The sequence below is a fragment of the Syntrophotalea acetylenivorans genome (assembly GCF_001887775.1).
GTDB classification, from domain to species: Bacteria; Desulfobacterota; Desulfuromonadia; order Desulfuromonadales; family Syntrophotaleaceae; genus Syntrophotalea_A; species Syntrophotalea_A acetylenivorans.
On sequence record NZ_CP015519.1, the window covers coordinates 329683 to 343631 of the forward strand.

13 protein-coding genes and 1 pseudogene are annotated in these 13949 nt (G+C 48.1%); all 14 read left to right on the forward strand.

Annotated features, from left to right (window positions below; all coding sequences use genetic code 11):
• Positions 1–275: 275 nt before the first annotated feature.
• A pseudogene (locus A7E78_RS01475) lies at positions 276–1837 on the forward strand (ABC transporter ATP-binding protein).
• 82 nt (positions 1838–1919) lie between these two features.
• Positions 1920–2876 (forward strand): Gfo/Idh/MocA family oxidoreductase, encoded by a 957-nt coding sequence (locus tag A7E78_RS01480; protein WP_072284990.1) that lies wholly within the window; start codon positions 1920–1922, stop codon positions 2874–2876.
• Between the two features lie 21 nt (positions 2877–2897).
• The gene (locus A7E78_RS01485; protein ID WP_072282606.1) at positions 2898–3551 is read left to right on the forward strand and encodes an acyltransferase; all 654 of its coding nucleotides are present in this window, start codon (positions 2898–2900) and stop codon (positions 3549–3551) included.
• A 5-nt stretch (positions 3552–3556) separates the two neighbouring features.
• The gene (locus A7E78_RS01490) at positions 3557–4693 is read left to right on the forward strand and encodes a DegT/DnrJ/EryC1/StrS family aminotransferase (protein WP_072282607.1); all 1137 of its coding nucleotides are present in this window, start codon (positions 3557–3559) and stop codon (positions 4691–4693) included.
• A 71-nt stretch (positions 4694–4764) separates the two neighbouring features.
• The gene (locus A7E78_RS01495) at positions 4765–5556 is read left to right on the forward strand and encodes a glycosyltransferase family 2 protein (RefSeq protein ID WP_072282608.1); all 792 of its coding nucleotides are present in this window, start codon (positions 4765–4767) and stop codon (positions 5554–5556) included.
• A 48-nt stretch (positions 5557–5604) separates the two neighbouring features.
• Entirely contained in the window at positions 5605–7503 is a 1899-nt protein-coding gene (asnB, locus tag A7E78_RS01500) for an asparagine synthase (glutamine-hydrolyzing) (RefSeq protein ID WP_083552529.1), read from the forward strand.
• Complete coding sequence (locus A7E78_RS01505; protein ID WP_072282609.1) at positions 7500–8255, forward strand: hypothetical protein; 756 nt, start codon at positions 7500–7502, stop codon at positions 8253–8255. The genes asnB and A7E78_RS01505 overlap by 4 nt, the downstream gene beginning before the upstream one ends.
• Before the next feature lie 116 nt (positions 8256–8371).
• Entirely contained in the window at positions 8372–8809 is a 438-nt protein-coding gene (locus tag A7E78_RS01510) for a polysaccharide deacetylase family protein (protein WP_072282610.1), read from the forward strand.
• On the forward strand, positions 8806–9585 hold the full coding sequence (locus A7E78_RS01515) for a class I SAM-dependent methyltransferase (protein ID WP_083552531.1): 780 nt from the start codon (positions 8806–8808) through the stop codon (positions 9583–9585). Before A7E78_RS01510 ends, A7E78_RS01515 begins: the two co-directional genes overlap by 4 nt.
• A gap of 112 nt (positions 9586–9697) precedes the next feature.
• Positions 9698–11134: a hypothetical protein gene (locus A7E78_RS01520; RefSeq protein WP_145924818.1), complete on the forward strand. Its 1437-nt coding sequence runs from the start codon at positions 9698–9700 to the stop codon at positions 11132–11134.
• A complete protein-coding gene (locus tag A7E78_RS01525; protein ID WP_072282613.1) occupies positions 11118–12092 on the forward strand; it encodes a DegT/DnrJ/EryC1/StrS family aminotransferase in 975 nt (324 codons plus the stop codon). The genes A7E78_RS01520 and A7E78_RS01525 overlap by 17 nt, the downstream gene beginning before the upstream one ends.
• A complete protein-coding gene (locus tag A7E78_RS14890) occupies positions 12041–12316 on the forward strand; it encodes an aspartate aminotransferase family protein (protein ID WP_145924819.1) in 276 nt (91 codons plus the stop codon). Before A7E78_RS01525 ends, A7E78_RS14890 begins: the two co-directional genes overlap by 52 nt.
• A gap of 7 nt (positions 12317–12323) precedes the next feature.
• Positions 12324–12905: a GNAT family N-acetyltransferase gene (locus tag A7E78_RS01530; protein WP_072282614.1), complete on the forward strand. Its 582-nt coding sequence runs from the start codon at positions 12324–12326 to the stop codon at positions 12903–12905.
• A gap of 10 nt (positions 12906–12915) precedes the next feature.
• Entirely contained in the window at positions 12916–13896 is a 981-nt protein-coding gene (locus A7E78_RS01535; protein ID WP_072282615.1) for a lysylphosphatidylglycerol synthase transmembrane domain-containing protein, read from the forward strand.
• Positions 13897–13949 lie beyond the last annotated feature (53 nt).

Genomic DNA, 13949 nt, shown 5'->3' on the forward strand with positions numbered 1-13949 from the left:
TTTGTTTATGGATTTGATAAAGTCAAATTAGAATGAATATTTCTGCATTCAAAAAGCTTCACGGCCTTCTCACTCCCCAAGAACGTCGCCGTGCCTACCTCCTGCTAGGTATGATCGTTTTTATGGCCTTGCTTGATGTTGTGGGGGTGGCCTCCATCATGCCTTTTATGAATGTGGTGGCGAATCCGGAGATGGTGGAAACTAATCGATATCTCGCTGTCGTTTACGGCTATTTCGGTTTCGAAAGCACAAAAGATTTTCTGGTTCTTCTCGGTATGCTCGTGTTTCTGGCCCTGGTTGCCTCCATAGGGTTCAAGGCGCTAACGACCTATGCCCTGTTGCGTTTTACCCATATGCGCAACTATTCGATAGGCAAGCGGCTTGTGGCCGGTTATCTGCGCCAACCTTACGATTGGTTCCTCAACCGTCATAGTGCCGACTTAGGCAAAGCTGTACTATCCGAAGTCCAACAGGTCATCACCGGCGCTCTTATTCCTTTGATGCAATTTCTTGCCCATGGGGCAGTAGCTCTGGCTCTACTGGGTTTTTTAGTCATGGTAAAGCCAATTCTTGCGTTAATTGTCGCGGCTGTTCTAGGAAGTGCGTATGCGGCAATCTACTTAATGCTACGGCGGTATCTGGAGAATATTGGATTAGACAGGGTACGTGCCAACCGTGAGCGTTTTGAGGTTGTTCAGGAGGCTTTTGGTGGTATTAAAGACATTAAGGTTGCTGGCCTTGAGGGAGGTATGCTGGATCGTTTTGAGAGATCGGCAAAACGCTTGGCCAGACGTCAGGCCGCATTTCAGGTGTCCAGCCATTTACCGCGTTTCGCACTGGAAATTGTTGCTTTCGGAGGCCTGTTGGCCGTGGTTCTCTACCTGTTGGCTGAGTCCGGAAGCTTGAGACAGGCTCTGCCGGTGCTTTCCGTCTACGCTTTTGCCAGTTACAGGTTGATGCCTGCTCTGCAGCAAGTTTACCTTCAGTTGTCGAATATGCGTTTTGCCGGTCCGGCATTGGACGCATTGTACCGAGACTTTGGCAGCCTAAGCTCCGGAGGCGTTGCCAATTTAGATCGAAGCACTCTCACTCCGCTTGGTATCCGACAGGGACTACGGTTAGAGCAGGTGGGATACTCATACCCAAATGCGCCACGGCCGGCATTGAATACTATTACTATTGACATTCCGGTCCGCGCCACCATCGGCCTGGTAGGAACCACCGGTTCAGGCAAGACCACTACTGTGGATATCATTCTTGGTTTGTTATGGCCTCAGTACGGAAAGCTTTTGGTTGACGGCAAGTCCATCACCCGGGAGAATGTTCGTTCCTGGCAACGTACAATCGGTTACGTTCCCCAGCATATTTATCTTTCTGACGATACTGTGGCTGGAAACATCGCTTTCGGCTTGCCTGCTGCGGAAATCGATCAGGATGCGGTTGAAAGAGCCGCCCGCATAGCTAATCTCCATGAGTTTGTAGTTAACGATATGCCCCAAGGCTATGCAACCTTCGTTGGGGAACGCGGTGTGCGCCTGTCCGGGGGCAGCGGCAACGGGTGGGGATTGCCCGTGCCTTATACCATGACCCTGAGTTGCTTGTCCTTGACGAAGCTACCAGTGCTTTAGACAACGTAACTGAACAGGCAGTGATGGAGGCGGTGAACAATCTTGGTCGCCGTAAGACCATCATTCTAATTGCCCATCGACTTACTACCGTTCGCGGATGTGATCAAATTTTCGTGTTGGAAAAGGGGGAATTGGTAGACCAGGGTAGCTATGAGGATCTGGTAAAGACTAACGCTTGTTTTCGGGCAATGGCATCTGGCCACAGTTAAATTCAAATATGAATGGGTCTTTGTTTAGCATCATAGACGATAGGTGAATAACGAAATGGAAATGGCTACAGATAACAACCAAATGAAAAATTATGCATTGGTTGGGGCAGGGGGCTATATTGCCCCTCGGCACATGAGAGCAATCCAAGATACGGGCAATCAGTTGGTTGCCGCTTTAGATCCCTCCGATTCGGTCGGTATTCTCGACAGCTACTCTCACGACATAGCCTTTTTTACTGAATTTGAGAGATTTGACCGCTTTGTGGAAAAATTGAAGCGGCAAGGAGAGGAGAAGCGGATTCATTACGTCAGTATCTGTTCTCCAAACTACTTGCATGATGCTCATATTCGCTTTGCTCTGCGTATCGGTGCAGATGCCATCTGCGAAAAACCGCTGGTGCTCAACCCGTGGAATGTCGATGCCCTCCAACAGATGGAGGAAGAGAGCGGGCAACGTATTTACAATATCCTTCAGTTGCGAGTGCATCCATCCATCATTGCTCTGAAGGAGAAAGTTGCCAAGGCCCGCAAGAAAGACAAGTATGAGATTGACCTGAGCTACATCACCTCGCGCGGACGCTGGTATTTCACCTCATGGAAAGGCAACGAACAAAAGTCCGGAGGGGTCGCCACCAACATCGGGGTTCATTTCTTCGATATGCTGATGTGGATTTTTGGGGATGTGAAACACCATGAGGTTCACCTGTCGGATGAGCGGCGCATGGCCGGCTTTCTTGAGTTGGAAAAAGCCAATGTTCGTTGGTTTCTCTCAGTTGATCGCAAAGACCTCCCCGAAGTTGCCGTCAAAGAGAAGAAGCCGACCTTCCGGTCGATTTCCGTTGACGGCGAAGAGTTCGAATTTTCTAACGGCTTCACGGATTTGCACACGGTTGTCTACCAGGAAATCCTCGCCGGGCGCGGCTTCGGCCTCGAAGATGCCCGGAGGGCCATCAACCTGGTCTATGAATTGCGCAATGCGAAAGCGACCAAGGTTAACGGAGGAAACTCTCATCCCTTTGTTGCCGCAATCGACGATTAACTCAGACGGAGGGATCCATAAATGAATGACTATTTTGTGCACGCATCCTCTTATGTTGACGCTGGTGCTGAAATTGGCGATGGGACCAAAATTTGGCATTTCAGCCACGTTCTTTCTGGTGCGCGGATTGGCCAAAACTGCAGTTTTGGCCAAAATGTCTGCATCGCGGGTGGTGTCGTAATTGGCAATAACGTCAAGGTGCAGAACAATGTCTCCATTTATGAGGGGACCATTGTTGAAGACGATGTCTTTCTAGGTCCGTCCTGTGTTTTGACCAATGTGACCAACCCCCGATCGCAGGTGGTCCGAAAATCGTTGTACGAAAAAACCCTTCTGCGGCGAGGCGCCACGATTGGTGCAAATGCAACAATCGTTTGCGGGATCACTCTTGGACGGTATTGTTTTGTCGGTGCCGGCGCGGTCGTTCAGCGCGATGTGCCGGATTACGCCCTGATGCTCGGGGTCCCGGCCCGTCAAAAAGGCTGGATGAGCCGGCACGGGCATATCCTCAATAACCCTGACCAGGATGGTGTGATGGTTTGTCCGGAAAGCGGTTTGCGGTATCGAGAGGAACAGCCGGGCCGGCTTCGTTGCTTGGATCTGGATGAAAATACACCTCTTCCCGAGTCGTTGGCCGTCGGGGAAAAATCGTACGATGATTTTAAAGAGGCATAAAATATATGAGCTCGATTCCATTTATTGATCTGCAGGCACAGCAGGCCCGCATCCGTCCCGAAATCGATCGGCGAATTCAGGACGTGCTCAACCACGGAAAATATATCATGGGGCCTGAGGTGGCTGAGTTGGAATCCCGCCTTGCCGACTATGTGGGCGTGCAGCACTGCATCGGTGTGGCCAGCGGTACCGATGCGCTACTGATGGCCCTGATGGCCTATGGCGTCGGTCCCGGGGATGCTGTTTTCACCACACCCTTTACCTTTGTTGCAACGGCGGAGGTCATCTCTCTGCTGGGAGCTACTCCGGTATTTGTCGACATCGATCCACAAACGTTCAATATCTGCCCTAAGTCCTTGGAGCAGGCCATTGCCAAAGCCCGTGCAGAAAATCGGGGGCAATTGATCCCCAGAGGGATCGTGCCGGTCGATCTGTTCGGTCTCCCGGCGGACTACGACGCCATTAATGCTTTGGCTAAGACCCACGGACTTTTTGTTTTGGAAGACAGTGCTCAAGGGTTAGGCGGGGTATATAAGGGTCGGATGGCGTGTAGTCTGGCTCACAGCGCTGCAACCAGCTTCTTCCCGGCCAAGCCTCTGGGTTGTTATGGGGATGGCGGCGCCATCTTCACCTCTGACGATGAATTTGCCGAAAAGCTCCGGTCGATCCGGGTACACGGGAAGGGCTCCAACAAGTACGACAATATTCGGATCGGGGTGAACGGCCGGTTGGATACTCTGCAGGCCGCCATCCTTCTGCCAAAGTTTGATATCTTCCCCGAAGAGATCGATAAGCGTAATGCCGTGGCTGAAGGTTATTCGAAACGCCTTTCACAGGTTCCGGGCCTCCGGCTGCCGATCATGCCAGAAGGGTACAGAAGTGCCTGGGCCCAATATTCTCTGCTTACAGAGCGCCGGGAAGAGCTTCAGGCGTCCTTGAAAGCAGTTGGGGTTCCGACCGCCGTCTATTACCCCAAGCCTCTTCATCTGCAAACGGCCTATGGCGGTCTTGGTTCTGGAGAAGGGGCGTTCCCCGAGTCGGAGAAGGCGGCTCAAAGCATCATGAGCCTTCCGATGCATCCTTATCTCCAAGAAGAACAGATCGCATTTATTTGCGACACCATTAGGGAGTCTTTGCGTTAATAGTTACTTAGAAGTATTCAGTTACCCACTTTTGTTGAGGGCGTTCTACACAATTTATTCAGGGATATTTCATGGAAGATCGAAAAATCGTTATCCTCCTTCCTGCTTTTAATGAGGAGGCTTCTCTACCAGCGTTGCTACCAAAAATCGGTTCTGTTATGGAGCAAGAAGGGGTTGAGTACAAGATTATCGTCTGTGATGACGGCAGTAAAGACAACACTGCCATGGCACTCCTTGAGTACCAGAAAAAACTTCCCCTAGAAGTCATTACTCATAAAATCAATCGCGGACTCGGTGAAACCAGTCGGGACCTTTTTGAAAGGGCCGCGGAAATCTGTAACCCGCAAGATATCCTCATTCGCCTGGATTGCGACGATACCCATGAACCTGAGTTTATCCCGAGGATGATTGCCAAGATCGAAGAAGGATTTGACGTCGTTATTGCCTCTCGCTTTCTCCCTGGTGGTGGACAGATAGGCGTTACCTCCTACCGTGCTTTCATAAGTCGTTGTGCAAACCTGTTTATGAAAGCATTTTTTCCGATTGAAGGCTTGCGTGAATATTCTTGTGGATTCCGTGCTTATAAAGCCTCAATCATTATTGATTCCATTCAGAGATTTGGAAATAATTTCATTCAGTTAAAGGGGCTTGGTTTCACTTGTACCCTTGAAAAACTAGTTAAGCTAAAATTGATGGGCGCTAAATTTGGGGAAGTACCTTTTGTGCTGCGTTACGACCAGAAACAAAGTGACAGCAAAATGATAAATAGCCTTACCACGCTGGGATATATTGTGATGACGGTTATGTACCATTGGCCGTGGGGTGGGTGGCGCAGACTTTGTTCTTCCGCAAAATCAAAATAATTTTTTGAAATAAGTTATTTCTGCAAGTAGACGTGAGGTATCATTTAAGTGTGTGGCATTTGTGGAATTATAGGCCCTCCTGCCGCGGGGGATGAGTGGCAGGAAACAGTTGGGGCTATGATGAAATCTCTGGCCCACCGAGGGCCTGATGATGCAGGTTTGACCTCGGGCAAGGGGTTCGCCTTTGGCCATAGGAGGCTCTCAATTATCGATCTGGAACATGGGAAGCAGCCCATGCAAACAGTCGATGGGCGCTACACACTTGTTTTTAATGGAGAAATTTACAACTACCTTGAGCTTCGGAATCAATTGATTCAACAGGGAAGCCGGTTCAGGACCTTCTCCGATACTGAGGTGTTGTTGCAGTTGCTGATTCGTGATGGCGAGCAGGCGCTTGAATTGCTCAATGGCATGTTTGCCTTCGCCTTTCATGACAGCGAGACCGGTAAATGGCTTCTGGCCCGGGACCCATTTGGTATCAAGCCTTTATACTATTCAAAGAAAGGCGATAGTCTTTATTTCAGTTCAGAGATCAAAAGTCTATTCTCTGCCAGTGATATCCGCCCCCGGCAAAATTGGAAAGCCCTTCAACACTATCTGACCTTCCAGGTCTCTTTGTCCGAGGAGACCTTGTTCGATGGAGTCAAAAAGGTAGAGCCTGGTTGTTATATCGTTGGCAACAGGTCAGGAATGCAGAAGATTGTTCGGTACTGGGATACCAACTATCAGATTGACAACCATCATACGGAAGAATATTTCAAAGACCGTTTACTGACCCTGCTGGAAGACAGTGCCAGGCTTCAAATCCGAAGTGATGTTCCCTTGGGGGCCTATCTGTCCGGTGGCCTTGATTCCAGTTCTGTCGCCTCTATGGCGGCGGATCATCTGGGAAGCTCTATCAAGGTATTTACTGGAAGGTTCGCCGAAGGCCCTGCGTATGATGAGTCGGCATATGCCCGCCAGGTCGCTGAAAAAATCGGTGCTGAATATCTAGAGGTGGTCCCCACGGCCGAACAGTTTGTCGATTGCCTGCCAAAACTGATCTATGCCATGGATGAGCCCGTTGCCGGCCCAGGGCTTTTCCCACAGTACATCGTGAGCTCACTGGCTTCAGAGCATGTCAAAGTAGTTCTTGGTGGCCAGGGGGGTGATGAAATATTTGGTGGCTATGCGCGCTATTTGATCGGGTATCTGGAACAGGCGCTGAAAGGAGCTATTTTCGAGACCCAGGAAGAGGCCCAGCATATTGTCACCCTGTCCTCGATCATCCCCAACTTGCCGCTGCTGAAGGAATACCGCCCACTGATGCAAAGGTTTTGGCATGATGGGTTGTTTGACGATATGGACGCCCGGTATTTCCGGTTGATCGATAGAAGCCCTGACGTGGAAACTCTTCTGACTGCAGATGCAAGAAGGGCCTATAACCGAGAAGAAGTCTTTGCCGACTTTCAGCAGGTATTCAATCACCCCGATACAAAGTCCTATGTCAACAAGATGACGCATTTTGATCTGAAGACTCTGCTTCCGGCCCTCTTGCAAGTGGAAGACCGTGTCAGTATGGCAGTGTCTCTTGAGTCGCGCGTTCCCCTTTTGGACACCCGAATCGTAGATCTTATCACCACCATGCCGCCTCAGATGAAGTTTCAGGGCGGGAAGACCAAATATATTTTTAAACAGGCGGTCAAAAACCTTATTCCTGCCTATGTAATGAATCGGAAAGATAAAATGGGCTTCCCGGTTCCTCTAAAGGAGTGGATGGAAAATGGTATTGTTAGGGACTTTATTCACGAAACGTTACTTGGAAAGCCGTCCAGGGACCGTGGGCTGTTTGATCCCAAGGCATTGGAAGACCTGATTGTGAAGGAAAAAACTTTTGGGCGTCAGATCTGGGGGGCCTTGTGTCTTGAGCTCTGGCACCAGAGGTTTATTGACGGCGGGATGGCATGAGCCAGGGCGCGGGGTTGCGAGAATATGCTCTTGAAACCCTGAGTATCTATTGGCCTGAAGGGAAGGCGGCAATTAACTCGCTGCCCATTTCTGCCATCGCCGTAGAGGAAAAGAATGTCACTATCCCTCCGTTAATGGACCTGGTTTCCCTCCCCGCATGGGCTGCGGATACAGGTGTCGAAGGAACGATTCTGGTCCCTGCCTACCTCATTGAAAAAGGCGAGGGAGAGGTATGGACCCGGGTCGATTGGATTGGGGTAGCTGCCTGGTATCTGTCCGGACTCCCGGAGCGGGAGTATGAACGGCAACATGGCCCGGTGCATTCCTACAGTTTCCGTCTGGCAAAGTGGGATACGCGGATCTGGGAACGCGCCTGGGTTAATCGGATAGCTCTGTTTCTGAGGCGCTGGGCAGCAGAACATCTCGGTCAGGAAGAAATGACGGTTTGTGGTCCTTTGCCCGAACCAAGGATCCTGTTGACACATGATGTCGATGCCGTCAGGAAAACGCTGGTCATTCGAGCCAAGCAAGGAGCTTTTTTTCTTTTTAACGCTGCCAGGACCTTGTCCCAGGGTAAGCCGAAAAAGAGCTTATCCCATTTCTTTAAAGGGCTTGGTTTCATTTTCAGAAAAGCTGATTACTGGTGCTTTGGTACGATTCGTTCCCTTGAAGAAAAGTACGGTGTTCGCAGCCACTTTAACTTTTTTGGGGGAAACGGTCCTCGAAAGGGGGGTGGCTGCGCTTTCTTCTAGATCCTTCCTATGATATTTTTGACCCTGCCTTAAAAAAAGAAATACGGGATCTCGAAGAAAACGGTTGGACCGTCGGCCTTCACCAGTCTTTTTACGCCTGGGATTATGCCGCACTGATGGTTGACGAAAAGACTGCCCTTGAAGAAAGTTTGGGGGTGCCCGTCTGCACCTGCCGTCAGCATTGGTTGCGGTTTTCCTGGGAAAAGACCTGGAGGGCACAAGAAAAGGCAGAGATCCGGTTGGATACGACGCTCGGATTCAATGATCGGCCCGGGTTTCGAATTGGTGCAGCCCTGCCTTTTTTCCCATGGGACCATCAAAGAAAGACCCCTTTAAAGATTCAGGCTGTGCCCATGGTTTTGATGGACTCGCACCTGTACGATTACGGGGATATGTCTTCAGAAGAGCGGCAGAGACAGATAACAACCTGGCTCGACGAAATTAAATCGGTCCATGGAACCGCCACGATCATCTGGCATCAACGTGTTATGAGCCGAGATTATGGCTGGGGGCCTGGATACGAACAATTGCTACAAATTCTGAGGGATCAATGAGTTCGAAGTACCCTACATTTGGTTACCGGTTGCCCCACCTTCTCAGCTCACGCCTTTTTGGAGACCGCCAGCGCTTTGGGCTTAAGGCGAATATGGAGGACGCCTGCTGGAAAGAGTGGGAAAAATGCTACCTCGATTTTTATTATGAGAACCAGAAGAAGTCGGTAGGGTCGGTTGTAAACGATGCTGGCTACAAGGTCATGGAAAAGGTCGATCTCACCGGGAAGAAAGTGCTGGAAATCGGTCCTGGTGATATACGCCATATGTCTTTCTGGTGTGGAATGCCTGCTCATTATGTAATTGCCGACATTAATCAGGCGATGCTGGATAAATCAGCCTCAAGATTGCGAGAGCAAGGGGTTGACTATTCGACTGTTCTTCTTTCCAAGCAGGAGACGGCGCGGTTGCCGTTTGAGGACTCTGAATTTGATGTTGTAGTCTCATTTTATTCGCTGGAACACCTCTATCCGCTTGAACCTTATCTTACCGAAACGTCCCGGGTTCTTAGGCAAGGGGGTGTATTCGCTGGCGGAATTCCCTGCGAGGGAGGGCTGGCTTGGGGGATAGGCAGGTTTTTAACAAGCCGACGTTGGCTCAAGAACAATACTCGGATAAATCCTGACAAGATCATTTGTTGGGAACACCCGAACTTTGCAGAAGATATTCTGAAATCCCTGGATGAGAATTTTGCGCTTAAATATCTTAGCTATTGGCCTTTCGGGGCCCGCGTAATTGATATCAACCTGGTTGCCAAATTTGTTTATGAAAAACGCTAACCCTTACCGGGAACAAGTCTGGTCGACTCTCCCACGCCTTCTGGCGCTGTTCGATAATGATCCGACGAGCCCTACTTATGGGCAGGGAGATCGATATCGTTGGGCCTGGAAGTTGATCGACTTCGGCAACGGGACCTACCAGGGGGCGGCCCATGGTCTGGCAAGACTTCTGGCGGCAGGCATGTTGCCACCGGAGTTTTCAGGGCAGGCCATTCTGCAGAGAATCGATGCCTTGTTTATTGGAGCTGGGCGTTTAAGACGGGCGGATGGCAGTATGGAGGAGGCCTTTCCCTTTGAGGCGTCTTATTGTGTCACTGCACTGGCCGCTTATGATCTTCTCAGTGCCGTAGAGCTTCTGCAGGAGGGCTTCTGGGACAGGTCGAAGGTCCAAGGTGGACTTGAAGTTGTAAAGCCCATGATCGAGTTTTTATGCCAGTCGGATGAGGTACATGCGTTTATTTCGAATCATCTGGCAACGGCATCCGCTGCGTTATTCAAATGGACGCGCCTTACGGGAGAGGATGGCCGAAAGAAAGGGGAAGACCTCCTTCAGAGAATTCTGCTGGAACAATCGGAGGAAGGTTGGTACCGTGAGTATCAGGGTGCAGATCCGGGCTACCAGTCCTTGTGTACCTATTATCTGGCCGACATCTATCGAATGGAGCCTACTTCCGAATTGCGAGATTCCCTGGAGCGCTCTCTGGAGTTTCTTTGGCACTTTGCCCATCCGGACGGGTCTTTTGGTGGACTTTATGGAAGCCGGAATACCCGTTTTTATTATCCCGCCGGAATTGAGTACCTGTCAGGTTCCTTTCTCGAAGCGGCCTCACTGGCGAGTTTTATGCGGCAAAGTGTGCAAAAAAATAGTGTTGTGACATTGGCTGCCATGGATGAGTCTAACCTGGTGCCTATGTTCAACAGTTATTGTTGGGCTGCGACAACCTTATCTGACGATCGTCCCAGTATCGCTGTCCCCGCCCTAGAACGGGGGAAGTGGAGAAAGGTTTATGAAAAGGCCGGTCTCCTGGTTGATAAGGGACCGGAGCATTACACGATCATCTCATGGCATAAAGGGGGGCTGTGCAGCCATTTTAGTACAACGGGCACTGTGGTTAACGCTGGAGCTATTGTAAGTGATGCGAAAAATCAACTGTTTAGTACGCAGGGGTATGATGGGTCCAATTCTCTGATTCTGGACGGTGATAATGTGATGGTCGAGTCACATTTTACACGGATGAACAGAGAGCATCCGACCCCGTTTCAATTTGCAGTACTGCGTTTTCTTTGCCTCACCGTTATGCGGCTGGGGTGGTTAAGGGACCTGATAAAAAAAATGCTTGTGACTCGACTGATTACCGGGGTCCATAAGGCCGGCTTCGTCAACAGAAGAAAGATTGAATTGGGGCCCGATCTCCGGATAGACGATCATCCTGAGTTACCGGGGGGATGGCGCTTGAAGAAAAAACATCAACAGTTTTTTGCCATTCATATGGCAAGTCAGGGCTACTGGCAAATACAGGACGAGGGCTGCCATGATCCCAAGGTTTAAGCCCTGGCTTGACCATAGAGAGGCGTTGGCTCTTTTCAGGCGCAACAAAGGGGCTGTCCTCCGATTCGAAAAAAGCTTTGCCAAAACATTCGAGGCAGAAGAGGCGATTTCTTTTTCTTATGGCCGAAGTGCTTTATGGGCTTTTTTTAAGGCCGTAGGTATTGAAGGGGCCGAAGTCGTATTGCCCGCATACACTTGCTCCGTGGTTGCCCATGCCGTCAGCTTGAGTGGCAATTCACCTCGCTTTGTCGACATCAGGTTGTCGGATTACAACATGGACCTCGACCTGTTGCCCGAGGCGATTAATAAAAAAACCAGGGCTATTGTTGCCACCCACCTTTTTGGATACCCCCTAGACATCGATCGCCTCGAGGAAATCGTTGCCGAGGCAGAATTGCGATACGGGCACAAGATCTGGTTGATTCAAGATTGTGCACATTCTTTTGGTGCCCGTTGGAAAGGTCGGCTCGTATGCAATTCTGGTGATGTCGCTATTTTTGGTCTAAATATCAGTAAAATGATCACGTCAATTTTTGGGGGGATGCTCACGGTCAATGACCCTGAATTAGCAAAGAGGATCCGCTCTTGGCGTGATGCCAATTTCATAAAAGCGCCATGGATAAAATCATGGTTACGTAAAATATATCTTTTGACGGTTTACGTTGCATTCTCCCGTCCCATATATGCGGTTACGCATTGGTTACAAGAACAAACCCCTTTTTTAAACAAGCTTACCAAGTCATATCACCTTGATGACCAAATACATTTTCCACCAGATTATTTGGAGCTATTGACGGATGTTGAAGGTGAAGTTGGGCTTGTGCAGCTAAATATGTACCCCAAGATTGTTTCTTCAAGACGTAAGTGTGCCAAATGGTTTATTGACAGTATTCAATGGCCAGAAGATTGGAAGCCCCCTTACTGGTTGAAGGAGCGACCTATTCCCATTTTGTTGTAAGAGTTCCTGATCGCCGCAAAGAAAATGAATTTTTTGCAAAAAATGGCGTTCAATTGGGGGAACTGATCCAATACTCTGTGCCGGGATTGGCCAATTACGAAAAACTTGAAGATAAATTTGTTAAATCGGAGCTCGCTAGCAAAACAACAATAAATATCCCTATTAGCCCAGATCTTAAAATTAAAGACTTAGAGAAAATAAAAAAAATTATAAATAAGAAATAAATATTTTATGGGAACTGTTATTAAGCAAGTAACAAGAAGTCATATAAATGAACTTGTTAGGATACATCAAGAGTCTTTGCCAGATGATATTCTTCCATCACTTGGAAGTGGAACTTTGCTAAAATACTACGAATTTGTACTTTGTTCTTATGGACAATACATTTTAGGGGCCTTTCAGGAAGGTTGCTTGGTGGGGTTTTGTCAGCTTTCTGTAAACCAATTTTCAATTTTATCCATTTTTTTAAGAAACCCATCATTTATTCTCAGAATAACTATTCTGGCTCTAACAAGACCAAAAAAATTTATTTCAGGGGTTTTGATGGTATGGCATAAGTCAAAACTTAACTCTCGTTGCCCTGAAATAGAATTTATTGCTGTTGATAAAAAATTTCAGGGGATTGGTATTGGCAGTAAGTTAATTGAATCTGTGACAAAGCATGAGGCGGTTATTGGTGCAACTTTAATGACTAAAACCTCAAATCCTCTTGCAAAAAATATTTATGAAAAAAAATATAACGCTATTATATCTTATGAGTTTTTATTGTTTGGTAAAAAGTATTGGTATTTAACTTGGAAACCTAGTATTTGAAGTTTGTAAAATGAATAAAGTAAATAAAAAAAATATCAACTATTACTCCGTGTTCAGACTTTTAATTATTATTTTAATTGCTTTTTTTGCCATCTTCGGAGTAGATTATGGTGCGCTAATTGACCATTTGACTGCTAGGCTGTTGGCGGCAATGGTTCTTAGCCAAGTTGTTGTTCTTTTGTCTCTTACGTTGCTCTCTTTTAGGCTTTCACTCTTCATAGACAAGAAAAATCCTCCTGTTATCGCTTCCTTTAAGGCAATAGTTCTTGCAATGGGGTTTAATCTTATAATTCCTGGCAGGATGTCCGAGTTTGTAAAACCTTTGTTTCTAAAGAGTAAAGTAGGTATTTCAATGGAAGGTGGACTAAGCTCTGTTTTCCTGGAACGTGTAACAGACATGTTTATTATTTCTTTGCTTTCAAGTGTTGTTTTAAGCGGTTCATTTGTTGACTTTGATGGCAGAATAATGATTTGTGCTGCCTCCGTTTGTTTCCTTTTGCTTCACTTCCTGCCAAAAGGTATGCCATGGGTTGAAAAAGGTGTTGCCTTTATCCCTTTTAAGAGATTGTCTAGTTTGATATTGAATATTCTTGAACATCTTTCTCAAGCCATCATTGATAAACGGTTATATGGTGGGTTTGCCTGTGGATGCCTTGCCTGGTGTTTTACGGTAAGTAGTTTTTTTGTGTTCTTTTTTGTGGCGGAGAATGGGCAATTCTCTATTGATAAGTGTCTGATATTGTTTGTTATCTCAACGATTGCCTATGCTGTTCCGGCCTTGCCGGGTGGTGTCGGAACCTATGAGGCGAGTATCGTCTTTGTGTTACAGCATTATGGATATAGCATGGAGCACTCCCTTGTGCTGGCTGCCGCTCTACATCTAAGCCAAATGCTAATGGTTGGGCTTTTGGCTGGTGTGGTTGTTGTGAGGGAAGATTTGACCTTGGGGGATTTTTTTGGAAGGGCCAAAGCTGTCCCCTCTCGTGGGTGATTCTGCCGCTCCCCTCAAAATTTTTTACCCAAAACATGTAACTGGTTAATGGG

Excerpts from the sequence above, each read along its gene's own strand:
- A7E78_RS01525 (WP_072282613.1), top strand. The coding sequence starts at position 11,118 with ATGATCCCAAGGTTTAAGCCCTGGCTTGACCATAGAGAGGCGTTGGCT.
- A7E78_RS01535 (WP_072282615.1), top strand. The coding sequence starts at position 12,916 with ATGAATAAAGTAAATAAAAAAAATATCAACTATTACTCCGTGTTCAGA.
- A7E78_RS01485 (WP_072282606.1), top strand. The coding sequence starts at position 2,898 with ATGAATGACTATTTTGTGCACGCATCCTCTTATGTTGACGCTGGTGCT.
- A7E78_RS01530 (WP_072282614.1), top strand. The coding sequence starts at position 12,324 with ATGGGAACTGTTATTAAGCAAGTAACAAGAAGTCATATAAATGAACTT.
- A7E78_RS01510 (WP_072282610.1), top strand. The coding sequence starts at position 8,372 with ATGGTTGACGAAAAGACTGCCCTTGAAGAAAGTTTGGGGGTGCCCGTC.
- A7E78_RS01515 (WP_083552531.1), top strand. The coding sequence starts at position 8,806 with ATGAGTTCGAAGTACCCTACATTTGGTTACCGGTTGCCCCACCTTCTC.
- A7E78_RS01505 (WP_072282609.1), top strand. The coding sequence starts at position 7,500 with ATGAGCCAGGGCGCGGGGTTGCGAGAATATGCTCTTGAAACCCTGAGT.
- A7E78_RS01490 (WP_072282607.1), top strand. The coding sequence starts at position 3,557 with ATGAGCTCGATTCCATTTATTGATCTGCAGGCACAGCAGGCCCGCATC.
- A7E78_RS01480 (WP_072284990.1), top strand. The coding sequence starts at position 1,920 with ATGAAAAATTATGCATTGGTTGGGGCAGGGGGCTATATTGCCCCTCGG.
- A7E78_RS01495 (WP_072282608.1), top strand. The coding sequence starts at position 4,765 with ATGGAAGATCGAAAAATCGTTATCCTCCTTCCTGCTTTTAATGAGGAG.